This window comes from Streptomyces sp. 5-10 (assembly GCF_014712245.1).
In the GTDB taxonomy this organism is placed as follows: Bacteria; Actinomycetota; Actinomycetes; order Streptomycetales; family Streptomycetaceae; genus Streptomyces; species Streptomyces violaceusniger.
In genome coordinates this window covers 163,345-187,304 of the sequence record NZ_JACVYG010000008.1, presented here as the reverse complement: position 1 = coordinate 187,304, position 23,960 = coordinate 163,345, and the positions used below count along the sequence as shown (strand labels likewise).

At 71.5% G+C, this 23,960-nt stretch carries 19 protein-coding genes and 1 riboswitch; of the genes, 11 read left to right on the top strand and 8 right to left on the bottom strand.

What is annotated here, in order from left to right:
• Positions 1-294: 294 nt before the first annotated feature.
• The gene (locus IEJ02_RS13285) at positions 295-1,146 is read left to right on the top strand and encodes a putative RNA methyltransferase (protein ID WP_191065027.1); all 852 of its coding nucleotides are present in this window, start codon (positions 295-297) and stop codon (positions 1,144-1,146) included.
• 36 nt (positions 1,147-1,182) lie between these two features.
• On the opposite strand, the gene IEJ02_RS13280 is transcribed toward IEJ02_RS13285, so the two are convergent.
• On the bottom strand, positions 1,183-1,665 hold the full coding sequence (locus IEJ02_RS13280; protein WP_191065026.1) for a molybdopterin-dependent oxidoreductase: 483 nt from the start codon (positions 1,663-1,665) through the stop codon (positions 1,183-1,185).
• A gap of 425 nt (positions 1,666-2,090) precedes the next feature.
• Between IEJ02_RS13280 and IEJ02_RS13275 the strand changes: the two genes are divergently transcribed.
• Together IEJ02_RS13275 and metE are read left to right on the top strand one after the other, a co-directional pair.
• Positions 2,091-2,300, top strand: a complete 210-nt coding sequence (locus IEJ02_RS13275; RefSeq protein WP_137976834.1) for a hypothetical protein — start codon at positions 2,091-2,093, stop codon at positions 2,298-2,300.
• Positions 2,301-2,467: 167 nt separating this feature from the next.
• Positions 2,468-2,689, top strand: a riboswitch (cobalamin riboswitch).
• Between the two features lie 167 nt (positions 2,690-2,856).
• A complete protein-coding gene (gene metE / locus IEJ02_RS13270; protein ID WP_191065025.1) occupies positions 2,857-5,175 on the top strand; it encodes a 5-methyltetrahydropteroyltriglutamate--homocysteine S-methyltransferase in 2,319 nt (772 codons plus the stop codon).
• A gap of 99 nt (positions 5,176-5,274) precedes the next feature.
• On the opposite strand, the gene IEJ02_RS13265 is transcribed toward metE, so the two are convergent.
• On the bottom strand, positions 5,275-6,339 hold the full coding sequence (locus tag IEJ02_RS13265) for an alkene reductase (RefSeq protein WP_191065024.1): 1,065 nt from the start codon (positions 6,337-6,339) through the stop codon (positions 5,275-5,277).
• Positions 6,340-6,477: 138 nt separating this feature from the next.
• Here IEJ02_RS13265 and IEJ02_RS13260 point away from each other — a divergent pair, with 138 nt between their 5' ends.
• Positions 6,478-7,038 carry a MarR family winged helix-turn-helix transcriptional regulator gene (locus tag IEJ02_RS13260; RefSeq protein WP_191065023.1) on the top strand — a complete coding sequence of 187 codons (561 nt, stop codon included), beginning with the start codon at positions 6,478-6,480 and terminating at the stop codon, positions 7,036-7,038.
• 126 nt (positions 7,039-7,164) lie between these two features.
• Here IEJ02_RS13260 and IEJ02_RS13255 read toward each other — a convergent pair whose 3' ends face one another.
• Complete coding sequence (locus IEJ02_RS13255; protein WP_191065022.1) at positions 7,165-7,605, bottom strand: Lrp/AsnC family transcriptional regulator; 441 nt, start codon at positions 7,603-7,605, stop codon at positions 7,165-7,167.
• A gap of 193 nt (positions 7,606-7,798) precedes the next feature.
• Here IEJ02_RS13255 and IEJ02_RS13250 point away from each other — a divergent pair, with 193 nt between their 5' ends.
• The 3 genes from IEJ02_RS13250 (at position 7,799) to IEJ02_RS13240 (ending at position 13,242) form a co-directional block, all read left to right on the top strand.
• The gene (locus IEJ02_RS13250; protein ID WP_191065021.1) at positions 7,799-11,374 is read left to right on the top strand and encodes an indolepyruvate ferredoxin oxidoreductase family protein; all 3,576 of its coding nucleotides are present in this window, start codon (positions 7,799-7,801) and stop codon (positions 11,372-11,374) included.
• 92 nt (positions 11,375-11,466) lie between these two features.
• Entirely contained in the window at positions 11,467-12,606 is a 1,140-nt protein-coding gene (locus IEJ02_RS13245) for an acyl-CoA dehydrogenase family protein (RefSeq protein WP_191065020.1), read from the top strand.
• Positions 12,607-12,735: 129 nt separating this feature from the next.
• Positions 12,736-13,242, top strand: coding sequence for a hypothetical protein (locus tag IEJ02_RS13240; protein WP_191065019.1), 507 nt, complete (start codon positions 12,736-12,738; stop codon positions 13,240-13,242).
• Between the two features lie 69 nt (positions 13,243-13,311).
• Here the strand turns inward: IEJ02_RS13240 and IEJ02_RS13235 are convergent, their stop codons facing one another.
• Positions 13,312-13,737, bottom strand: a complete 426-nt coding sequence (locus IEJ02_RS13235) for a GlcG/HbpS family heme-binding protein (protein ID WP_191065018.1) — start codon at positions 13,735-13,737, stop codon at positions 13,312-13,314.
• Positions 13,738-13,790: 53 nt separating this feature from the next.
• Complete coding sequence (locus IEJ02_RS13230) at positions 13,791-14,996, bottom strand: MFS transporter (RefSeq protein WP_191065017.1); 1,206 nt, start codon at positions 14,994-14,996, stop codon at positions 13,791-13,793.
• 679 nt (positions 14,997-15,675) lie between these two features.
• Between IEJ02_RS13230 and IEJ02_RS13225 the strand changes: the two genes are divergently transcribed.
• Genes IEJ02_RS13225 through IEJ02_RS13215 form a run of 3 tightly spaced genes read left to right on the top strand, consistent with a single transcriptional unit; the run spans position 15,676 to position 20,067 of the window.
• A complete protein-coding gene (locus IEJ02_RS13225; protein WP_191065016.1) occupies positions 15,676-17,712 on the top strand; it encodes a flavin monoamine oxidase family protein in 2,037 nt (678 codons plus the stop codon).
• Positions 17,709-19,556, top strand: a complete 1,848-nt coding sequence (locus tag IEJ02_RS13220; protein ID WP_191065015.1) for a thiamine pyrophosphate-binding protein — start codon at positions 17,709-17,711, stop codon at positions 19,554-19,556. The genes IEJ02_RS13225 and IEJ02_RS13220 overlap by 4 nt, the downstream gene beginning before the upstream one ends.
• 4 nt (positions 19,557-19,560) lie before the next feature.
• Positions 19,561-20,067, top strand: coding sequence for an inclusion body family protein (locus IEJ02_RS13215; RefSeq protein ID WP_191065014.1), 507 nt, complete (start codon positions 19,561-19,563; stop codon positions 20,065-20,067).
• Between the two features lie 85 nt (positions 20,068-20,152).
• Here IEJ02_RS13215 and IEJ02_RS13210 read toward each other — a convergent pair whose 3' ends face one another.
• Positions 20,153-20,944, bottom strand: coding sequence for a heparin lyase I family protein (locus tag IEJ02_RS13210; RefSeq protein ID WP_191065013.1), 792 nt, complete (start codon positions 20,942-20,944; stop codon positions 20,153-20,155).
• Between the two features lie 205 nt (positions 20,945-21,149).
• Between IEJ02_RS13210 and IEJ02_RS13205 the strand changes: the two genes are divergently transcribed.
• Positions 21,150-22,034: an SDR family oxidoreductase gene (locus IEJ02_RS13205; RefSeq protein WP_275559038.1), complete on the top strand. Its 885-nt coding sequence runs from the start codon at positions 21,150-21,152 to the stop codon at positions 22,032-22,034.
• Positions 22,035-22,142: 108 nt separating this feature from the next.
• Here IEJ02_RS13205 and IEJ02_RS13200 read toward each other — a convergent pair whose 3' ends face one another.
• Together IEJ02_RS13200 and IEJ02_RS13195 are read right to left on the bottom strand one after the other, a co-directional pair.
• A complete protein-coding gene (locus tag IEJ02_RS13200) occupies positions 22,143-23,318 on the bottom strand; it encodes an epoxide hydrolase family protein (protein WP_191065011.1) in 1,176 nt (391 codons plus the stop codon).
• A gap of 112 nt (positions 23,319-23,430) precedes the next feature.
• Positions 23,431-23,952 (bottom strand): CGNR zinc finger domain-containing protein, encoded by a 522-nt coding sequence (locus IEJ02_RS13195; RefSeq protein ID WP_191065010.1) that lies wholly within the window; start codon positions 23,950-23,952, stop codon positions 23,431-23,433.
• Positions 23,953-23,960 lie beyond the last annotated feature (8 nt).

Genomic DNA, 23,960 nt, shown 5'->3' with positions numbered 1-23,960 from the left:
CAGGTCGGGACGTTTCCTGTGCACGGGGAACCTCCGGGGAGAAGTGTGATTCTCAAAGGGGGTTGGGCACAGCGCGCGCCGTCGCGCCTGGGGCGCCGCACGGGTCCGTGGGCGTAAGGGGACCGTACCGAGTCGGCCCCACTTTGCAAAGCCCGTTGACAAAATCCTGTGCCGGGTCAGCGTGGTGAGGCGGACCGGGGCCGCGTACCGAGGCAGGGGGTGGGTGTGCGGCACCCCGGGGACCTGCGCATAGGCTGGGGCCCTGTCAGGACAACGGCGGTAACGGGGGACACGATGCGGAAAGAGGCGGTTCGGTACCTTCGCTGTCCGTACTGCTCCGACGCCATGACGACGACCGACGGCGTGCTGCGGTGCCCGCAGGGGCACAGCTTCGATGTGGCGAAGCAGGGGTACGTCAATCTGCTGCGTGGCGCCGCCAAGTTCAGCGCGGACACCGCCGCCATGGTGGCGGCCCGTGCGGAGTTCCTGGCCGCCGGCCACTACGCGCCGATCGCCGGGGCACTGGCCGCACTGGCGCGCGCGACGGCACCGGAGGCCACGGGCGGGGACCTCGGGTGTGTCGTGGACATCGGTGGCGGCACGGGCTATCACCTTGCCCGGGTGATGTCGGAGTTCCCGGACTCCGAGGGAATCCTGCTCGACATCTCCAAGTTCGCCGCCCGCCGGGCCGCGCGGGCGCATCCCCGGATCAGCGCGGTGGTGGCCGACGCGTGGGACGGGCTGCCGTTCGCCGACGGTGCCGCGTCGGTGGTCCTCAATGTCTTCGCGCCGCGCAATCCGGCCGAGCTGCGGCGGATTCTGCGTCCCGAGGGTGTGCTGCTGGTGGTGACGCCCCGGCCGGATCATCTGCGCGAGCTGGTGGACGCGCTGGGGTTGCTGCGGGTCGGCGAGCAGAAGGACGAGCGGCTGGCGGACCGGCTCTCGGCGCGTTTCACCGAGGTGGCCCGGGAGCGGTCGCGGAGCACCATGACACTGGACCACAAGGCCGTGCCGCAGCTGGTGGGGATGGGCCCCAACGCCTGGCATCAGCAGACCGAGCGGCTGGAGGAGCGCATCGCGCGGTTGCCCGAGCCCTGCGATGTGACGCTGTCCGTCACGCTCACCGCGTACCGTCCGCTGGTCTGACGCCCGCCCCGGCCGCCAGGGCTTCGCTCGGCGCCGTCAGGTCCATACGGTGTATCCGCCGTCCACGCGGATCGCCTCGATACCGCTGATGTACCGGGCGCCGCAGCGGTCCTGGGGCAGGACGAGCTGGGGGCCCGCGCGGTCCAGCGGGGTGCCGTCCATGGTGACCGCGAGCAGGACGGGGGCACGGCCGAAGTCCGGGTCGATCTCGGCCCAGGACAGCAGCGCGCGGTGGCCGTCCGCGCCACGTACGGCGATCAGGAAGCGCAGCCGGTCCTTGCGCCGGGCGGGGTCGAAGCCCGGGCCGGCGGCGACCAGGACGTCGTGCAGGAACGGCCCGGTGAAGCGGTGGTGCTGGACGCCGCTGGTGGCGCAGTCGAAGCTCACCCGCGCCCGGTGCTGGGGCCAGGAGAGCAGCTCGGACACCGTCAGCCGGGCGGGGCGGGCCAGATCGCCGGTGAGGGCGACTTCCGCCATCGGACCGGCGGCCGTACTGGCGGCTGCGAGGGAGTCACTCACGGGCTACCACCTCCTGGAGGAGCGTTACCCGAACACCCATGCCAGGCAAACGCACATGCCATGCCGATAGACCAAAGATCGCGCTGGTGCGAGGGAGAAGGCGCCATTTCCCTGGCATCTGCGGCATGGTGACGTTCGACTCACCGGCGGTTCGGGGTGCCACCGGACCGCGGGCACAGGACGCCGCAGATCCCGTAACCGACCCCCGTCCAGGCGGCCCGCGATTACCCGGCGATTCCCGGGTGGACCAGGAGTTCCCGCGCCGCGCGGATCGACCTCGACCCGCGCCCCCGACCCGACCCGGACGGCCTCGGGGATCGGCTTACCCCATTGGGAGGACGTTGGGCCGCGATCCGCCCGACAAAGGGGCACCATGCATACGAAGCCGGTCATTTCCGGCCGCTCATCCTCAGCAAGGAGTTCCCATGCGTATGCGGACCGCCCTGTCCACGCTCGCTCTCACCGCCGCGTCCCTCGCCGTCGGCGCGACCGGTGCCGTCGCGGAGGACGGCCCCGACACCACCGTCAACAACACCACCAGCACGACCTTCCCCGGCCTGTGCGCCAGCAACCAGTTCTCCTTCGTCACCGTCCCGGTCAATCTGGTGGGCCAGTCGGACTCCAGCTCGTGCTGACCTCCTGCGCCACGAGCCCGTGAGGAGCGGAACCCCCGGCCGGCGCGGCCGGGGGTTTCCCGTGCCGTGAGTGGGCCATGCGGGCAGCGGCACCGACCGCCTCCACGTGTCCCACCTCACCATCCCGCATACCGGACGGGACCCCGCACACCGCCGGGCGGTCCCCTAGGCTGGCTGCCGCAGCTGGTTCGCCCCGTCCGCCAGGCGGGACGCGTCGCAAGAGGGAACCCGGTGGAAATCCGGGACTGCCCCGCAGCGGTGAGCGGGAACGACCGCCGTCATACGCACTGGGCCCGGTGAGAGGGGCCTGGGAAGCGACGGCCAGTAGGTGTCCTCCTGAGGAGGGCGCGCCCGTGAGTCCGAAGACCTGCCATCTGCCCGCGTACGGACCACCCGTGCGCGGACATCCCGGTGACCTCGAGGGCGGGTCGGCGAACCTGTACCAGGCGGACGACCGCGCGCCTGCCGCGCGAGGTCGTGGCGTCCGGTCCGTCACCCTTCGCGCTCTCCTCCCGTCGCCGGGACCTCAGGGATTCATCTCGCGAAGGAGATCTCCGTGACCACCAAGTCCGCGGCCGCGGCAGCACGGGCCACCGTGTACGGCTATCCCCGCCAGGGCCCGAACCGGGAACTGAAGAAGGCGATCGAGGGCTACTGGAAGGGCCGCGTCACCGCCGGCGCGCTGAGGGCCACCGCCGCCGAACTGCGCCGCGCCACCTGGCGGCAACTGGCCGGGGCGGGCATCGACGAAGTCCCCACGGGCGACTTCTCGTACTACGACCATGTGCTGGACACCACCGTCATGGTCGGCGCCGTCCCCGACCGCCACCGGGACGCCGTCGCCGCCGACCCGCTCGACGGGTACTTCGCGATGGCGCGGGGCACCCAGGACGTGGCGCCGCTGGAGATGACCAAGTGGTTCGACACCAACTACCACTATCTGGTCCCGGAGCTGGGTCCGGACACGGTGTTCGCGGCCGACTCCGCCAAGCAAGTCGCGGAGCTCAAGGAGGCCCTGGCCCTCGGGCTGACCGCGCGACCGGTCCTCGTCGGCCCCGTCACCTACCTCCTCCTCGCCAAGCCCGCCCCCGGCGCGCCCGCCGACTTCGAGCCGCTCACCCTCCTGGACCGTCTGCTCCCGGTGTACGCCGAGGTCCTGGCCGATCTGCGGGCGGCCGGTGCCGAGTGGGCGCAGCTCGACGAGCCGGCCCTGGTCCAGGACCGCACCCCGGCCGAGCTGAACACGGCCGGTCGCGCCTATCGCGACCTCGGCGCCCTCGCCGACCGCCCGAAGCTGCTGGTCGCCTCGTACTTCGACCGCCTCGGCGAGGCGCTGCCGGTGCTGGCCAAGGCCCCGGTCGAGGGGCTGGCGCTGGACTTCACGGACGCCGCCGCCGCACATCTGGACGCGCTGGCGGCCGTCGGCGGGCTGCCCCGCAAGCGGCTGGTCGCCGGTGTCGTCAACGGCCGCGACATCTGGGTCAACGACCTGGAGAAGTCCCTGGCCACGCTCGGCACCCTGCTGGGCCTTGCGGACCGGGTCGATGTGGCCGCCTCCTGCTCGCTGCTGCACGTGCCGCTCGACACGACGGCCGAGCGGGACATCGAACCGCAGATCCTGCGCTGGCTGGCCTTCGCCCGGCAGAAGACCGCGGAGATCGTCACCCTCGCCAAGGGCCTGGCCCGCGGCACCGGCGCGATCACCGCCGAGCTGGCCGCGAACCGGGCCGACCTCGCCTCCCGTGCGGGCTCCCCCATCACCCGCGACCCGGCCGTCCGCGCCCGCGCCGCCGCGGTCACCGAGGCCGACGCCCACCGCTCCCAGCCGTACGCCGAGCGCACCGCGGCCCAGCGCGCCCACCTCCGGCTGCCGCTGCTGCCGACCACCACCATCGGCTCCTTCCCCCAGACCGGAGAGGTGCGCACCGCCCGCGCCGACCTGCGCGGGGGCCGGATCGACACGGCCGGGTACGAGGAGCGCATCAGGGCCGAGATCCGGGAGGTGATCTCCTTCCAGGAGAAGACCGGCCTGGATGTACTGGTGCACGGCGAGGCCGAGCGCAACGACATGGTCCAGTACTTCGCCGAGCGGCTGACCGGCTATCTCGCCACACAGCACGGCTGGGTCCAGTCCTACGGCACCCGCTATGTACGCCCGCCGATCCTGGCCGGTGACATCTCGCGCCCCGAGCCGATGACGGTGCGCTGGACGGCGTACGCCCAGTCCCTCACCGACCGCCCGGTCAAGGGCATGCTCACCGGCCCGGTGACGATGCTGGCCTGGTCCTTCGTCCGCGACGACCAGCCCCGCGGCGACACGGCCCGGCAGGTGGCGCTCGCCCTGCGCGACGAGGTGAACGACCTGGAGGCGGCCGGGACCTCGGTCATCCAGGTGGACGAGCCCGCGCTACGCGAGACCCTGCCCCTGCGCACCGCCGACCGGCCCGCCTATCTGGCCTGGGCGACCGAGGCCTTCCGGCTCACCACCGGCGGCGTACGCCCCGACACCCAGATCCACACCCATATGTGCTACGCCGAGTTCGGCGACATCGTCCAGGCGATCGACGACCTCGACGCCGATGTCATCAGCCTGGAGGCCGCCCGCTCCCATATGCAGGTGGCCCGCGAGCTCGCCGCCCACGGCTATCCGCGCGAGGCCGGGCCCGGGGTGTACGACATCCACTCCCCGCGGGTGCCCAGCGCGGAGGAGGCGGCCGAGCTGCTGCGGACGGGCCTGAAGGCCATCCCCGCCGAGCGGCTGTGGGTCAACCCCGACTGCGGTCTGAAGACCCGCGGCTGGCCGGAGACCCGCGCCTCGCTGGAGAACCTGGTCGCCGCGGCCCGTACGGTCCGCGGTGAGCTGTCCGCGTCCTGACCCGGACGCCCGCCGGACGCCCGGCCGGGGCCGGGGCGCCACGCGCCCCGGCCCCGATGCGGGCCTCCGGCCCCGACGCCGGCCCAGGAGGGTCGGCCCTCAGGCGTCCAGGTACGGGTAGTCGATGTACCCCGCGTCGGTGCCGCCGTAGTAGGTCGTCTCGTCCGGTGTGTTGTACGGTCCGCCCGCTCGCAGCCGGGCCGGAAGGTCGGGGTTGGCGAGGAAGAGCGCTCCGAAGGACAGCATGTCGGCCGTGCCGTCCTCGATGAGCGCCAGCTCCTCCGCGCTGGTGAACCCGTCCGTCGCGGGGTTGAGGACGAAGGTCCCCGAGAACTCCTTGCGGAGGATGCCGGTCAGATCGCGGGAGTCCTCGACGACGTGCAGATAGGCGGGGCCGGTCTCGTTCAGGCGGCGGATCAGCTGGACGTATGTGGCCTCGACGTCGGGCTCCTCGATGCCGTTGTAGCGGATCCCGGGCGAGACGCGTATCCCCGTGCGCCGCGCTCCGATGGCCGCCGACACGGCCGCGACCACCTCGGCCGCGAACCGGACCCGGCCCTCGGTCGAGCCACCCCACTCATCGGTGCGCAGATTGGAGCTGGGGGCCAGGAACTGGTGGATCAAGTAGCCGTAGGCGGCGTGCAGTTCGACCCCGTCGAACCCCGCCGCGATGGCGTTGCGTGCCGCCTGGGCGAAGTCCGCGATCGTCTCCCGCACCTCCTGGGAGGTCAGCGCGCGTGGGGTGGTGAAGTCCTTCATCCCGTCGACGGTGAACAGCCGGCCGGGTGCGGCGACGGCCGAGGGAGCGACCTGCACCAGCCCGTCGGGCAGCAGGCCGGGGTCGCCGACCCTGCCGACGTGCGAGATCTGGGCGAAGACCGTCCCGCCCGCGGCGTGCACCGCGTCGGTGACGCGGCGCCAGGCGGCGATCTGCTCGGCGCTGTGCAGCCCCGGGGTGTGGGGGAAGCCCTGGCCGACCACGGACGGCTGCGACCCCTCCGTGATGATCAGCCCGGCCGTGGCCCGCTGCGCGTAGTACGTGGCCATGGAGTCGGTGGCCGTGTTGCCGGGCCCGAAGGCACGGGCACGCCCCATGGCGGGCATGACCAGGCGGTTGCGGAGCGGCAACCCGGCCAGGTCGATCGGATCGAAGGGTGTGGTCACAACGGCTCCCGGGGTCGATGGGGCAGGACAGTTCGGTCGGCAACGAGATCATTGGCCAACCAACGATCTCGCGGCGGAGCCACCATAACCCATTCATTGGGTGGCCAATGATTGGTCGGCCACGATAGCCTTGCCAGCATGACCACAGAGCTCCCGCACACCGCCGCGACGGAGGACGAGCACATCGACGCGACGGAGGTCGGGCCCACCGGCGCGGCGGAGGCCGGATACGGCGGCCACGTCAGTCAGACCCTGGCGCGGGTGTCCCGCCTGCACCGCCTCGCCGGGGGCAGGCTGCTGCGCCCGACCGGCCTCTGCTCCGGCCAGGAATTCCTGATGATGACCCTGTGGGACGCCGGATCGGTCCGGCAGTCGGAGCTGGCGAGGGCGCTCGACCTGGACCCGTCGACCGTCACCCTGATGCTGCGGCGGCTGGAGCAGGGCGGGCATGTCACCCGCGCCCGCGATCCGCTGGACCGGCGCGTCATGCTCGTCCGGGCCTCGGAGCAGAGCTACGCCCTGCGGCCCAAGGTCGCGGAGGCCTGGGCGCGGCTGGAGGAGCACATCCTGGACGGGCTCGACGCCGGGGAGCGCGAGGCCTTCGCCAGGATCCTCATGAAGGTCGAGAAGAACCTCGCCGCGGAAGAAGCCACGGAAGAAGCCACGGAAGAAGGGGAAGAAGGCCCCGAGCGCTCCTAGCGGGTGTCCGGCGCGTGGCAGGGGCTTCGCCCCTGGACCCGGGGGGCTGGGGCGAAGCCCCACACGCGGCGGAGCCACGTGGCCCGCCGCAGGCGTCACGGTCCGTCGGACATGACGCCCCTTGGGTCAGGCGTGGCGCGTCCACGAGCCCAGCACCATCAGCGTCTTGGTGCCGGTGACCAGCCCCACGCGGCGCAGACCGTCGATGACCTGCTGCAGGTGCTCGATGTCCCGCACCCGGACGTGCACCAGGGCGTCGGGGTCACCGGCGATGGTGAAGATGGCCTGCACCTCGGGGACGGTGTAGCAGGTGCGGACGATCTCCCCGACCGGCGTCGTACCGGTGTAGGACAGCTCCACGAACGCCTCGATGCCCCAGCCGAGCTTGGTGTGGTCGATCTGCACCGTGAAGCCCTTGATCACCCCGGTGTCCTTGAGCCGGTCCACCCGGCGCTTGACCGCGGCCACCGACAGTCCCACCTCGGGCGCCATCTCGGAGAAGGTGCGGCGCCCGTCCTCGCGCAGCATGCGCAGCAACTGCCGGTCCACGTCGTCGAACTCGGGCATCGGCCCTCCACTCCGCGCCGCGCGCACCCGCGCGACCCCCACAGCGCACGCGCGCACGCAAACTCTTTTAGTCGGCCGCGCGAATTCCCCCGGCAGTTTGCGTCTTGTCCCTGACTGGCCGCAAGTTACTTGTGCTTCCCGGGAGGGTGTTGCTGTCCTTGGGCCGGACCCCAGATACGTCGAGGAGGCTCACGTGAGCACCGACCCCGCCACGGTTTCGCTCGATGACCCCTACACGGCCCGCGGCGGCCGCGTGCTCATCTCCGGCATCCAGGCCCTGGTCCGGCTCACCCTCGAACAGCGCCGGCTGGACGAGGCGCGCGGTCTGGACACCCGCGCCTTCGTCTCCGGCTATCCGGGCTCACCGCTGGGTGGGGTCGATCTGGAGCTGGCCCGGGCGCGCCGCTTCCTCGACCCCGCCGGTGTGGTGTTCCGGCCGGGCCTCAACGAGGAGCTGGCCGCCACCGCCGTGGCCGGGACACAGCTGCTGGGGCAGGTGCCCGGACGCCGCCACGAGGCGGTGACCGGATTCTGGTACGGCAAGAACCCCGGGCTCGACCGCGCGGCCGACGCGATGCGGCACGGGACGGTGGCCGGTACGGCGGCGCTGGGCGGCGCGGTGGCCTGGATCGGCGACGACCCCGGGAGCAAGTCCTCGACCGTGCCCAGCTCCTGCGAGCCGATGTGCCAGAGCCTGGCCATGCCCCTGCTCGCGCCCGGCTCCGTGCCCGAGATCCTCGAGTTCGGACTGCACGCGGTGGCCCTGTCCCGCGCCACCGGCCTCTGGGCCGGGCTGAAGATCGTCGCGGATATCGCGGACGCCTCGGCGGTCGTCGACCTCGACGCGCTCCGGCCCGACATCCCCGCCCCGCCCGCCACCCCGCGCGCCGCGCCCCCCACCCTCGTCGGGCCCGCGTCCCTGGACGCCGAACACGACATGCTCACCCGCCGGCTGGACCTGGCGCGCGCCTACGCCCGTGCGGCCGGGCTGAACCGCGTCACCTTCAGCGCCACCCACGCCACCTTGGGCGTGATGGCCTCCGGCGCCTCGTACGCCGTAGTGCGGCGCGCCCTGGCCGACCTCGGCATCGGCGAGGCGGACATGGAGGCTCTCGGTGTGCGGCTGATCCGGCTGGCGATGCCGTTCCCCCTCTGCGACGAGGACCTGGTGGCCATGACCGCCGATCTGGACCAGGTCCTGGTCGTCGAGGACAAGGTGCCCTTCCTTGAACGGCACCTCAAGGCCGCCCTGTACGGCAGTGCCGACGCGCCCGTGGTGGTGGGCCGCCACGGCGAGAACGGCCGGCCGCTGCTCACCGCCCGCGGCACCCTCGGGGCCGAGGACGTGGCCGAGGCCCTGGCCCGGCGCATCGGCCCGGACCGGCTGCCGCGGACCGCGACCGCCCGGCTGGCCTCGCTGGCACCGCCGGCCGCGCCCCGGATCGCGCTGCCCACCGTGTCGGCGCGCACGCCCTACTTCTGCTCCGGCTGCCCGCACAACACCTCCACCCGCACCGCCGATGACACCCTCGTCGGCGCGGGCATCGGCTGCCACGCCATGATCGCCCTCGATGGCGCGGGCCGCGGCCACCAGATCGGGCTGACCCAGATGGGCGGCGAAGGCGCCCAGTGGATCGGCCTGGCCCCGTTCACCGACGACCGGCACTTCGTGCAGAACCTCGGCGACGGCACCTTCCACCACTCCGGCTCCCTCGCCATCCGCGCGGCGGTGGCCGCGGGCGTGACCATGACGTACAAGCTCCTCTACAACGACGCCGTCGCGATGACGGGCGGCCAGCGGCCCGAGGGGCGGCTGGACGTCCCGGCGCTGACCCGCTGGCTCGCCCTGGAGGGCGTACGGAAGGTGGTGGTGACCACCGCGGCGCCGGCGGACTACCGCGGCGTACGCCTCGACCCGATCGCCACGGTGCGCCACCGCGACGATCTGCCCGGGGCCGAGAAGGAGCTGGCCGCCACCGACGGCGTGACCGTGCTCATCCACGACGACCGCTGCGCCGCGGAGGAGCGCCGGCTGCGCAAGCGCGGTCAGCTGCCCACCCCCGCCGAGAAGGTGGTCATCAACGAGCGGGTCTGCGAGGGCTGCGGCGACTGCGGGGACGTGTCCACGTGTCTGTCGGTGCAGCCCGTGGACACCACCTTCGGCCGCAAGACCCGGATCCACCAGGCGTCCTGCAACTCCGACTTCAGCTGCCTGAAGGGCGACTGCCCCTCCTTCCTCCTCGTCGAGCCGAAGACGACGAAGACGGCGAAGACAGCGAAGACGATGAAGACGGCCAAGGCGACGAAGACGGCGAAGACCACCCAGGCGAAGGCGCGGCCCCGTGCCGTCCCCCAGCCGCCCGTGGCCCTGACCGCGCCCACCCCGGCGGTGGACGGCGAGAGCACACTGCTGCGGATGCCCGGCATCGGCGGCACCGGTGTCGTGACCGTCTCACAGATCCTGCAGCGGGCCGCCCATCTCGATGGCCGCTACGCGGCCGGACTGGAGCAGACGGGGCTGGCCCAGAAGGGCGGACCCGTCGTCAGTGACGTACGGATCTCGGCCACTCCGGTCACCGGTGCCGTGCGCGCCTCCCGCGCGACCGCGGACGTGCTCATCGGCTTCGACCTGCTCGGGGCAGCCGCCGACGCCAATCTGCGCATCGCCCGCCCCGGCCACACCATCGCCGTCGTCAACTCCGCCATCGTCCCCACCGCGGCCATGGTGACCAACCAGGTCGTCGTGCCCGGCTCCCCGGACGACGCCCTGGAGCGCATCGAGTCGGCCACCCGCCCCGGGGACAACCTCTACCTCGACGCGCAGAGCATGGCCGAGGCCCTGTTCGGCGATCACATGCCGACCAACATGCTGCTGGTCGGGGCCGCCTTCCAGCACGGCTGCGTCCCCCTGACGGAAGACGCCATCGAGGGCGCGATCCGCCTGGGCGGCGCCGCCGTGGAGAAGAACCTCGCGGCCTTCCGCTGGGGGCGCGCCGCCGCCCTCGACCCCGAGGCCGTACGGCGTGCCCTGGCCGCACCGGAACGGCCGGTCCTGGAGGTCACACCGGAGGCGCGCACCATCGCGGCCACGGCCACGGCCGCCCGGCCCGGCACGCTCCAGGACACCATCGCCCTGCGCGCCGCCGACCTGATCGCCTATCAGGACCGGGCCTACGCCGAGCGGTACGCCACCGAGGTGGAGCAGGTCGCCGCGGTGGCCCGGCGACGGGCCGGTGACGAGGCGGGCGAGCGCGTCGCCGTCGCCTACGCCGAGGGGCTGCACAAGCTCATGGCCTACAAGGACGAGTACGAGGTGGCCCGGCTCCATCTGGACACCGTGGAACGGGCCAGGGTCGCGGACGAGTTCGGTGCCGATGCCGCCGTCTCCGTCCTGTTGCACCCTCCGGCGCTGCGCGCGCTGGGCATGAAGCGCAAGATCCGGCTCCGCCGCACCGCACCCGCTCTCTTCTCGCTCCTCCGCGCCCTGCGGCGGCTGCGGGGCACCCGGCTCGACCTCTTCGGATACGCCGAGGTCCGCCGCCAGGAGCGGGCCTTGATCGAGGAGTACCCGCGCCTGGTCCGCGCCGCCCTCACCCGTCTGACGCCCGGCAACGCCACCGCCGTGGAGGAGCTGGTGCGGCTCGTCGAGGCCGTCCGCGGCTACGAGGACATCAAGCTGGCCCGGGTGGAGGAGTTCCGCGCCACGGCCCGCGCGGTTCTGGACGATCTGGCCGCCACCGCCGACGCACCCGCGGCCGTCTCCGTCTGACCCCGCCACCGCCGACGCCCCCGCCGCCGTCTCCGTCTTACCCCGGCCCTTAAGCCCTCTCCTCGCCCGTCCGCACCACAGGAGCGCCCCTCATGCCCGTCGACCGTCTGCTTCCCACCCGTGAGGCCGAGGACCTGCTCGACCTCGTCCGCGAGATCGCCGACAAGGAGTTCGCCCTCCGTGTGGACGAGCACGAACGCACCGAGACCTACCCCGAGGGCCTGTTCCGCCTGCTGGGCGACGCCGGGCTGCTGGGCCTGCCCTACCCGGAGGAGTTCGGCGGTGGCGGCCAGCCCTACGAGGTCTACCTCCAGGTCCTGGAGGAGCTGGCCGCGCGCTGGGCCGCCGTCGCCATCGCCACCAGCGTCCACACCCTCGCCGCGTTCCCCCTCCTCACGTTCGGCACCGCCGAGCAGCGCGAACGCTGGGCGGAGGACATCCTCGGCGGCCGGCTCATCGGTGGGTACAGCCTGTCCGAGCCCCAGGCCGGGTCCGACGCGGCGGCCCTGACCTGCCGTGCCGAGAAGGCCCCCGACGGCTACCGGATCCACGGCGCCAAGGCGTGGATCACCCACGGCGGCAAGGCGGACTTCTACGCCCTGTTCGCCCGCACCGGCCCCGGCAGCGACGGCATCTCCTGCTTCTTCGCGCCGGGCCACACCGATGGCCTCACCTTCGGCCGGCCCGAGGAGAAGATGGGCCTGCACGCCATCCCCACCACCTCCGCCTTCTGGGACGACGCCCTGCTCGCCGCCGACCGGCTCATCGGCGGCGAGGGCCAGGGGCTCCACATCGCCTTCCAAGCCCTGGACTCCGGCCGGCTGGGCGTCGCCGCCTGCGCCACCGGGCTCGCCCAAGCCGCCCTGGACGCCGCGGTGGCCTACGCCCATGAACGCACCGCCTTCGGCCGCAGGATCATCGACCATCAGGGCCTCGGCTTCCTGCTGGCCGACATGGCCGCCGCGGTCGACTCCGCGCGCGCCACCTACCTGGACGCGGCCCGCCGACGCGACCACGGGCGCCCGTACACCCGTCAGGCCAGCGTCGCCAAGCTGACGGCGACCGACGCCGCCATGAAGGTGACCACGGACGCCGTCCAGGTCTTCGGCGGCTACGGCTACACCCGCGACTTCCCCGTGGAGCGCTATATGCGTGAAGCCAAGATCATGCAGATCTTCGAGGGCACCAACCAGATCCAGCGGCTCATCATCAGCCGCCAACTCGCCCCCTGACCGGCCCCATGACGGAATGTCGCGGCCGGGCGCACGGGGTCACCGGTCATGATGGCCACCATGACATCGGTACGTGGAACGCGCGGGTCGCGAGCGCATCAGCCGGGATCAGGTCGTACGGCGGCGGTGATGGCGGTGCTGACCGCTCTGACCGCGGCCGGTTGCGGCGGGTCGGACACCACCGACGGGGTGCCCCCGCACCGTGGCACCCCGTCGGCGTCCCGCTCCGCGCAGCCCTCGGGCAGCCCCTCCGGCGATCCCGGCGCCTCGGCGGAACCGTCGGCGTCGGCGGCGGACGGGCGTGACGTCGGCGCCTGCGCGGACGGCAACTGCGAGATCGCGGTGTCCGAGCGGGTGACGGTCCGCTTCAAGGGCCCGGCCGGCCCGGCGACGCTGACCGTGGACGAGATCGGCCCGAACAAGGTCACGTACACGGTGAAGTCGGGCAACAACCGCTCCCAGGGCGGGGCGAGCGGCCCGGGCCAGGGGTGCGTCACCGTGCTGCGCGACCACGGCAGCAGCAGCTCCTGCGGAAGGGTGGGCACCACGCGGCCGGCCGCTCAGCCCGGCGCCGTGGTGATCCTTATGGCCGCCGGGGAGGACGGCACGGCGATCCTGCACATCGTGTCCAGGTGATGTTGCCGTAGCTGGCCGCGGTGTCGATGGAGCGATGGACCGGCCTCGATGGCGGAGAGCACCGCGGCCTCAGCCGAGCGTCGCGACCGCCGTGGTGGCGATCTCGTGGTCCTGCTCGGGGGCGCCGCCGCCCACGCCGAGCGCGCCGATCAACCGGCCGTCGCGGTGGACCGGGACGCCACCGGCGATGAACAGCAGCGGGCGGTCGAGGGCGGTGGGCAGGGTGTGGAAGGCGCCTCCGGGCTGGACCGCGTCGACCAGGTCCGCGGTGGGGGCGTCCAGCTGGAGCGCGGTGAACGCCTTGCGAGTACTGGTCTCCCCCGCGATCAGTACGGCGCGGTCGTCGCGCCGGAAGGCCAGCGGATGGCCACCGGCGTCGAGGACGCTGATGGCGGCCGCCACCCCGGCCGCCTCGGCGGCGGCGCGGGCGGCCTGGACGAGGGCCTCGGCGTCCTTCGTGGTCAGCGGGGCGACGGCGGTCTCGGGGGTGCTCATGGCGGGTCGGTCTCCTTGATGGTGGTGGTGTTCGGTGTGCGGTACGGGATGGCTCAGCGCCGGCCGGTGAACGCGTGGGCCGGTTCGGGGATGGCGACCTCGTGGTCTCGGCGGGCGTCGCGGCGCTCCAAGGCGGCCGAGAGGACGGCGAGGACCAGGGCGGATCCGGCGAGGATGGCGCCGACCCAGTTGGGCGCGGTGTAGCCGAGTCCGGCCGAGATCACCAGGCCGCCGAGCCAGGCCGAGAGCGCGTTGCCCAGGTTGAAGGCGCCGATGTTGACGGCGGAGGCGAGGGTGGGGGCACCCGCCGCGTGGTCCAGCACCCGCTTCTGCAGCGGGGGCACGGTGGCGAAGCCCAGGGCGCCGACCAGGGCGATGGAGACGGCGGCCGCGATCTTGTTGTGGGCGGTGAGGGTGAACGCGGCGAGGACCAGCGCGAGGCCGCCCAGCGACACGTACAGCATCGGCATCAGCGCCCGGTCGGCGAACCGGCCGCCGAGGAGGTTGCCGCCGACCATGCCGAGGCCGAAGAGGACCAGCAGCCAGGTGACGGAGGAGTCCGCGAAGCCCGCGACCTCGGTCATCATCGGCGCGATGTAGGTGATGGCGGCGAAGACGCCGCCGAAGCCGAGCACGGTCATCGCCATGGCCAGCAGCACCTGGGCGTTGCGGAAGGCCGCCAGCTCGTGAATCAGGTGCACACCCTCCGGCTTGGGGATGTCGGGAACGAGCTTGGCGATGCCCGCCAGGCCGATCACGCCGAGCGCCGCGACGAGGAAGAACGTGGTCCGCCACCCCAGCGACTGGCCGATCGAGGTGCCCAGCGGCACACCGACGACGTTGGCGACGGTCAGGCCGGTGAACATCATCGAGATGGCTCCGGCCTTCCTCTCGGGCGCGACCAGGTCGGCCGCGACGACCGATCCGATGCCGAAGAACGCGCCGTGCGCGAAGGAGGCGACGATCCGTCCCACGGCCATCACGCCGAAGGCGGGGGCGAGCGCGGAGAGCAGATTGCCCACCACGAACAGCGCCATCAGCAGCATCAGCATGCGCTTGCGGGAGATCTTCGTACCGAGCGCGGTCATCAGCGGCGCGCCGGCCATGACGCCGAGCGCGTAGCCGGTCACCAGGAATCCGGCGGTGGGGATGGACACATCGAAGTCCCCGGCGACCTCGGGCAGCAGCCCCATGATCACGAACTCGGTGGTTCCGATCCCAAAGGCCCCGATGGCGAGGGCCAGCAGTGCGATGGGCATGAAAGTGTTCACTCCAAGTGATTGCTACCGCCCCTTACGGGCATCCACAATACTTGCAGACACACTAATTGCAAGCGCGCTATATTGCTGGTGCTGTGCATCACGTCACCATCACCGCCGCGGGCCCCCGCCCGGGCCTCACCCGGGCGAGGCCCCCACGCCACCCCGCCCCAGGGGGCGTCCATGACCACGCCGGACCTCGTCGCCACTCCCCCATGCGGCAGATGAGCGGGTTTCCGGCGCACCGGAAACCCGCTCGCCCCATTTCCCGTACGCCACACCCTTGACGACCTGAAACCAATTCGGATGGGCGGCCGACCCCGCCGGAATGAGTTTCCGAACGGCACCCGAGCGGCCACAGGTGTTGCTGGGGCGCCCCTTTCTTCATCATCGGGCGGGAGTTCGACGTCCGTTCTTATTGCGGCGTGGCCGAGCTGGGCCCGTTGCGCCTGTAGACGCCAGGGTCACCGAGCTCGCCGAAGCGCCGGCGCCGCCACCCTCCCCGCCCCTTCGACCCCTGGTGGAGCACCCGCCCCAGCGGGATCTCGGGCTCCTTCCAGGGAAAGTCCAGCAAGTCGAAATTCCGTCAGTCGCACGGCTCACCCTTTTAGGACTTTACTCATACATTACCTTGTGAAAGAAACGGGAAATCGTTTCTTCAAATCTACGATCGCAAGCTATGACCGACGCTCCGCGCGATAACTCCGCCACCCGTGCGCGCTGGCAGACCTGTTTCAAGCTGGCCCGCGAACTCCTCCTCATCGGACCGGACAACACCGACCTCAAACTCGGCTATCTCCACACCCTCATCGACACGGGCAGCCTCGGCGTCACCCGCCACCCCCGCAAGAAGATCCTCATCATCGGCGCCGGGATCACCGGCCTGGTGGCCGGCCGCCTACTGAAGGACGCGGGTCACGATGTCACCATCCTGGAGGCCAACACCGGCCGTGTCGGCGGGCGCATCAAGACCTTCCGCACCACCAAGCACCACCAGCCGTTCGACGACGCCGCCCAGTACGCCGAGGCCGGCGCCATGCGGCTGCCCGACTTCCACCCGCTCGTCCTCGCCCTCGTCGACAAACTCGGGCTCGGCCGCCGCCTGTTCTACAACGTGGACATCGACCCCGCCACCGGCAGCGGCCCCGACGTCCCCGTCCCCCCGGTGACGTACACCTCCTTCACCGGCCGCACCTGGACCTACGGCGACGACAGCCCCGACTTCCGCGCGCCCGACAAGCGCGGCAACACCTGGATCCGCACCAACCGCGTCCAAGTGCGGCGCGCCGACTACAGCGCCGTCCCTGAGAAGATCAACGAGGGTTTCCACCTCACCGACGACGAGGTCCGCGCCCCCGCCGTGCGGATGGTCGACGACGCGCTGGAGAGCGTGCGGGACTACTACTCCGACATCGTGGACGGGCAGCGCGTCAACAAGCCGTTCGAGGAGTGGGTCGAGGGCTGGGCACGGGTGATCCACGACTTCGACGGCTATTCGATGGGCGGCTTCCTGCGCGACTACGCCGGGCTCAGCGACGAGGCCATCGAGGCCGTCGGAACGCTGGAGAACATGTCCTCGCGGCTCCATCTCTCCTTCTTCCACAGCTTCCTGAGCCACACCGACATCAGCCCCGGTGTGCGCTACTGGGAGATACCCGGCGGCAGTTGGCGGCTTCCGGACGCCCTCCACCGGGGCCTGCGCGACGAGGTGCGGTTCGGTCACCGCATGATCCGCCTCGAGTACTTCGACCCCAGCCGCGACTCCACCCCCGAGGGCACCGGCGCCATCGGGCCCGGTGGATGGGGCGTGGCCGTGCAGACCGTGGCCGAGGACAACCCGGCGGGCCCGACCCGGCTGTGGACCGCGGACCTGGCGATCGTCACCATCCCGTTCTCCACCCTGCGCTTCGTGGAGATCGTCCCCTCGATGTCGTACAAGAAGCGTCGCGCCATCATCGAGACCCACTACGACTCGGCCACCAAGGTGCTGCTGGAGTTCAGCCACCGGTGGTGGGAGTTCACCGAGGACGACTGGCGCGAGGAGCTCGAGAGCATCACACCGGGCCTCTACGAGTACTACCAGCGCGGCGGCGGGACCGGCACCGATCCCGTTCCCGCGCTCGCGGAGGCGGGCCGCGACCTGCTCGGTGCCGCGGTCAAGGACACCGGTGTCACCGAGGAGTTACGCCAGGTCAACAGCGCCATGCCGCTGCGCGGCCCCGCCGTGCGGCCCGCCACCCACTGCTTCGGTGGCGGCTCCGCCACCGACAACCCCAACCGGTTCATGTACTACCCCTCGCACCCGGTCGAGGGCAGCACCGGCGGTGTGGTGCTCGCCTCGTACTCCTGGTCCGACGACGCCGCGCGCTGGGACTCCATGCGCGAGGCGGAGCGCTATGTCTACGCCCTGCGCAACCTCCAGGCCCTGCACGGCCGCCGCATCGAGGTGTTCTTCACCGGCCTGGGCGCCACCAAGAGCTGGGCCCGCGACCCGTACGCCTTCGGCGAGGCCGCCACGTACACCCCGCACCAGATGACCAGCTTCCACCTGGACGCCTCCCGCCCCGAGGGCCCGGTGCACTTCGCCGGGGAGCACACCTCGCTGAAACACGCCTGGATCGAGGGCGCCCTGGAGAGCGCCGTCCGCGCCGCCGTCGCCGTCCACCAGGCCCCGCCCCTCACCACGCCGGGCCCGAACCAGGAGGGCCGCTCGTGACCGCGACCACCCCCGAGTGCACGGTCGCCCGCTATCTGGCCCGCCGCCTGGCCGAGCTGGGCATCACCCATCTGTTCGGGGTGCCCGGCAACCACCTCGGCCCGTTCCTCACCACCCTGCGGGCCGAGGGCGACGTCGAGTGGGTCGGCACCCCCACCGAGGGCGGCGCGGGCCAGGCCGCCGACTCCTACGCCCGTCTCCACGGCATCGGCGCGGCCGCGGTCACCTACAGCGTCGGCGCGTTCAACCTGCTCAACGCGTGCGGCGGGGCGTATGTGGAGCACGTCCCGCTCATCGCCATCAACGCCTGCCCGCCGTACGAGCAGTGGCAGAACTACCGCGCCCTCGGCCTGCTCACCTCGCATATGAGCCCGCGCCGGGAGAGCAACCTGGACGCCTACCGGCAGGTCACCGTGGAGGCGCAGGTCGTCTCCAACCCGGGCCTCGCCCCGGGCCAGATCGACGCCGCGCTCACCGCCTGCCTGTCCGAGCGCAGGCCCGTCTATCTGGAGGTGATGGAGGACCTGTGGGACGAGCCGTGTGCCGTCGCCGAGCATCCGCTGCTGCGCCGCGAGCGGCCGTTCAGCGCGCGCAACCAGGCCATGCTGGCGGGCGCCGTCGCCGCGATACTCGCGCTGGTCGATGAGCACCCCGGCCCGGACGGCAGGCCCCGCCCGATCGTGTGGGCGGGCGAGGAGGTCGAGCGGTTCCGTCTCGACGGGCAGCTCATCGATCTGACGCAAGCCACCGGGGTGCCGTTCTGCACCACCGTCGGCGCCAAGGCCGTCGTCGACGAGCGGCTGCCGCAGTTCCACGGCGTCTACAACGGCAAGGCCAGCCACCCGGATGTGCACGCGGTCTTCAAGGGCTGGGCCACCTGCCGGATCGGCCTCGGCACCTGGTCCACCTCGAAGAACCTCGGCGGTGAACTGTGTGCCGGCACGGACTGGGTGGTGGCGGCCCGGGGCGGTGTGAGCGTCGGCACCCAGTACTTCCCCGATGTCCAGCTCACCCGGCTGATCCCGGCCCTCCAGGACGCGCTGGTGGCGCGCTTCGGCTCCGGTGGCCTGACCGCCGACTACTACGCCGAGGCCCACGCCCACCACGGCGCGCCCGAGGACCGTCCCGCCTCGCTCGAGGACCACCGCGCCACGATGCTCCGCGCCGGCGGCTCGTCGTCCGGGTCCGGCGAACGGCTCACGTACGACGCGGTGTTCGACCGGATCAACCACTTCCTGGCCAAGGAGACCCGGGAGAGCTGGACGGTGGTCTCCGACGCCGCGTTCTCCCTGATCGGCTCGATGAACCTGACCCTGCCGGCGGGCGGGTTCCTGTCACAGGTCAGCTGGCTGTCCATCGGCTGGTCCGTGGGCGCGGCCACCGGCGCGGCGCTCGCCCCCGAGCGCGGCCACGCCCGTCCGATGGTGTTCGTCGGCGACGGCGCCTTCCAGGAGACCTGCCAGGAAATCTCCACCCACACCAGGCTCGGGCTGCGATCGGTGGTGTTCGTGATGGACAACGGGCACTTCTACGGCATCGAACAGATGCTGGTGCACCCGTCCTACTACGCGGACCGGGACGCCCACGGCGCCGATGACACGGATGGCGCGGACTTCTACAACGTCCTCCACCCGTGGCACTACGAGCGGCTGGCGGATGTCTTCTCCGGCAAAAAGACCCCAGCGCACGGGATCAGCGTGGCGCACGCCTCCGAGCTGGACGAACTGCTGGCCCGCCTCACCGACCCGACCGATCCGGTCAACTCCGGACCACTGCTGGTCCGGGTCCGCCCGCACCGGCACGACTATCCGCGGGCGATGGCATACAAAGTGAAAGGGGAGTAGGAGCATGTCGGAAATCATCAATGTATTGATCTCGTTCGACGCGTACTCGATCGCCAAGCGGTACCCCGACGCATCGAAGGACTGCGACGCGCCGACGTTCGTCGACCACAGCCTGATCTATATGACGACGCGCCAGGACCGCGTCATCGGCACCTCGGGGGCCGAGCTGAACTTCCGCGCCAACCCCAGGGACATCATCAGGTGGCGCGAGACGACGCTGTCGCTCAACAGTGAGTACTGCGCCCTGCTGTACCGGTACGTGAGCGACGACCCGCTCATCAGCACACCGCGGATCGTGATCGCCGACGGCACCTATCCGATCCCGAAGGAGGGGGCCACCGACCAACCGGACTTCGCAACACAGGACTACGAGGATCACTTCTGGGAGGCGGACGTCAACAAGGTCGGCCAGGTCACCTACCACTTCTTCTTCCAGATCCTGGACAGCGATCAGCAGGTGGTGGGGTACTTCAGGTGGGACCCGTACATCACCATCGAAAAGCGCTCCTGACGGCCCTCCCCGCGGTCAGGTAGCGGCGCGTCCCGTAGGCGGCGCGGGTGTCCGCACCGCCTACGGGACGGCGGGCGGCGCCGTGTCACCAGTTGGCGGGCTCGGCCAGGCCGTAGGAGTTGGCGATGCGGGCCTGGTCATGGAAGACGGAGAGCTCCGACGGGCCCGCGGGCGGGTTCTCGCGCCAGCCCGTGCAGTAGATCCCGGACGACCAGCGGACCGATTTCGACGTCTTGGGCAGCACGGTGACCCCGGTCTTGCTGTACTTCTTCACACCGTTGACCCAGATCTCGATGGCGCCGTCGGTCGCGTGGAACTTCAGCCGGGTGACGATCCGGATCCACGTGCCCCGCAGATCGGTCACCTTCGCGACGTTCGCGCTGAAGCCGCCGGATCCGCCGATGCGCAGCTCGTCGTTCTGGAGGAACATCAGCTCCCAGGGGCCCTCGGGGTCCTCGGGCGACCACTGCTGGAAGGTGACGTTCTGGTTGTGGAACTGCCAGTTGGGGGCGACGTAGATGGCCTGGCCGTAGTAGCGGTCCTGACCGACGGCCTGAGTGGACGCCTGAATGGTCTCGGAGTGGTAGCCGCCGCCCTCGTTGATGTACGTCTGCTTGGCCTCGATGGCGTTGCCGCCCTTGTAGGCGGGGGTGGTGACATCGCGGATGACGCCTTGCTTCTGGGGCTTCTGCGGGTAGTTGGACCACCCCTGGACGGTGCCCTCGTTCTGGAAGTAGACCCCGGCGGGCAGCGCCCGGACATCCGCGTCGCCCCGGGTGCCGGCCTCCGCGGTGCCACCGCTGAGGGTGAGGCCGCCGACCAGGGCGCCGGTGACGCAGAGCAGATGGATCCGTGTGCGGATCCGTGTCCTTAACATCCGATCAATCCTCTCGGGCAGTCGTGACGCAGGTCTGAACCTTCCCCAGAAGCTAGCGCTCAGTGCATGACGCGTCCATATCAATCATCAAAATAGATCGGATGTCAGGGCCGCTTTCGACCTCGACTTGCGTTTGTCCAGGTGGGCCATGGGGCACCCGGGGCCGGAAGGTCCGTCCGAATATCCGTGGCCAGGAGGTGTCCCCGTGAACCAGAAGGAACAGCGTCACCCGGTGGAACAGCATCCGCAGCCGGAGTTCCCCCAGCAGGAACAGGCGCACCCCGGCGAGACGGAGGAGATGGAGCCCCGGCCCGACCACGGTGAGGACACTTACGAAGGCCACGGGCTGCTGAAGAACCGGCGCTCCCTGATCACCGGGGCCGACTCGGGGATCGGCCGTGCGGTGGCCCTCGCCTTCGCCAGGGAGGGCGCCGACGTGTGCTTCAGCTATCTGCCCGAGGAGGAGAAGGACGCCCGGGAGACGGTGCGTCTCATCGAGTCGGCCGGGCGCCGGGCCGTCCCCTCCCCCTGCGACATCCGCGAGGAAAGCACATGTCAGCGGCTGGTGGACCAGGCGGTCGAGGCATTCGGCGGGATCGACATCCTCGTCAACAACGCCGCCTACCAGATGTCACGGCCCAAGGGGCTGGAAGAGATCCCGACCGAGCAGTTCGACCGGGTGATGCACACCAACCTCTACGCCATGTTCTGGCTGTGCAAGATGGCCCTTCCGCATATCCCGGAGGGCGGCAGCATCATCAACACCACCTCGGTGCAGGCGTACAAGCCCAGCTCCCACCTGCTCGACTACGCCACCACCAAGGGCGCGATCGTCACCTTCACCCAGGGGCTGGCGGGCAATCTCGCCGAGCGCGGCATCCGGGTCAACGCCGTGGCCCCCGGCCCCGTATGGACACCCCTGATCCCCGCCACCCTGCCGGACACCTCGACCTTCGGCCAACAGAGCCCGCTGAACCGCCCGGCACAGCCCGCCGAGATGGCCCCCGCCTACGTCTTCCTGGCCTCGCAGCAGGCCAGCTACATCACCGCCGAGATCGTCAACGCCACCGGGGGCACGCCGCTGCCCTAGCGCGCGGGGAAGATCCCGCGGTGTGTGCCGCCGCGGGGGCGCTCAGCAGGGCGTGGAGCCGGTCGAACAGCTCGCCCGCGGCCACGCCGTTCCACTCCGGCGGCGGTGTCAGTCCGTGGCCGCCGCCCGGTAGGGGCGGAAGAAGGCGCGCAGTTCCTCGGCGTAGAGTTCGGGCTCCTCGAACGGTGCGAAGTGTCCGCCGCGCGCGGGCTCGGTCACCCGCACGAGGTTCGTCGTGCGCTCCAGCCACTCCCGCGGCGGGCGGACGATGTCGCCGCGGAAGAGCGAGAAGCCGGACGGCGCCTCGACCCGGCGGGCGTGCTGCGCGGGCGGGATGGCGGCGTTGGCGTGGTACATGCGCATCGAGGAGCCGATCGTCCCCGTGAGCCAGTAGAGCGTGACGTTGGTGAGGATCTCGTCCTTGGTGAAGCACCGCTCGACGTCACCGTCGCAGTCGCTCCACGCCCGCAGCTTCTCGACGATCCACGCGGCCAGCCCGGCCGGTGAGTCGGTGAGCCCGAAGGCGGCGGTCTGTGGCTTGGTGCGGTGCATGGCGGCGTACGCGCCCTCGGCCGCGCCCCAGCCCGTGACGCCCTCGAACCAGGCGCGCTCCTCGGGCGCGAGGTCCGCCGGGTCGCCGGTGAAGACGGGCAGGCCGCCGTCCATGCGGTGCACGGCCACCACCCGGTCGGGGTGGTCGAGCGCGAGGTAGCGGCTCACATGGCTGCCGATGTCCCCGCCCGCCGCACCGAACCGCTCATAGCCGAGGACGTCCATCAGCTCGGCCCACAACCCTGCGACTGCGATGGAGTCGAGCGGCGGGCCGGTGGGCCGGTCGGAGTACCCGTAGCCCGGCATGTCGGGCACGACCACGTCGAACGCGTCGGCGGGGTCGGCGCCGTGCGCACCGGGGTCGGTGAGGTGCGGGATGACCTTCGTATAGCGCCAGAACGAGTCCGGCCAGCCGTGGCTGAGCACCAGCGGCAGAACGGGCCCGGCCGGGGCGGCGGCCCGGACGTGTGCGAAGTGGATCCCGAGGCCGCCGAGCCGGGCGCGGAAGCGCGGCAGCCGGGCGAGCGCCGCCTCCTGCGCCGCCCAGTCGAACCCGTCCGCCCAGTAGGCGACGAGCTCACGGAGGTAGGCGAGGTCGGTCCCGAGCGCCCACCCGGCGTCCTCGGGCGCGTCCGGCCAGCGCGTGGCGCGCAGCCGCGCGCGGAGGTCCGCGAGGGCGGCGGGGTCGGTCCGCGGGGTGAACGGCTCGGGTCGGGGCGGGGCGTCCGGCATGCCACGTACCCTACAAGCCGCCCGCGTGTGGGCCGGCCGAGCCCGCCGACACCGCCTGCCGCATCAGCATGGCTCTACCCCGGAAGCCGGAGCCGGGTCGCCGCGTGGCGATTCAGGTCGATCGGCGGCGGCGATACGCTTGCGTCTTCGCGCGGTTGCCGCACAGCTGCGGCGAGCACCATTTGGCCCGGCCCGGGCGGGAGTTGTCATAGAAGACCCACTGGCAGTCGGGGGCCGGACACATCCTGAGCCGATGCCAGGTGCCGTTCACCGTGGCGGTCAGCGCGGACATGACGATGTGCGCGAGGGCCGTGTCCACGGGGTCGGCGGCGATGGTCAGGTGGGCGCCGTGGCCGGCGGTCAGTGTGACGTGGAAGGAGTAGCCGACCACGGCATCGCCGCCCTGGCCGTCACCCTCGCCACCCTCCGGGTCCTGGCGCAGCACGGCCCGCAGGGCCGTACGCAGCTCGCGGGCTCGGGTCAGGTGGCCCTGATGAGCGCGAGTGTCAGGGGTGTCGCCTACGAGCAGGTGATGGTCCCGCAGCCAGCGCTCCAGATCGCCGGGCGTGGCCCAACAGGTGCCGCCGCGGGGACCACCGCGCCGGTCGTCCTTTTGGCCGATACCGAGGGCCATGAACCCGC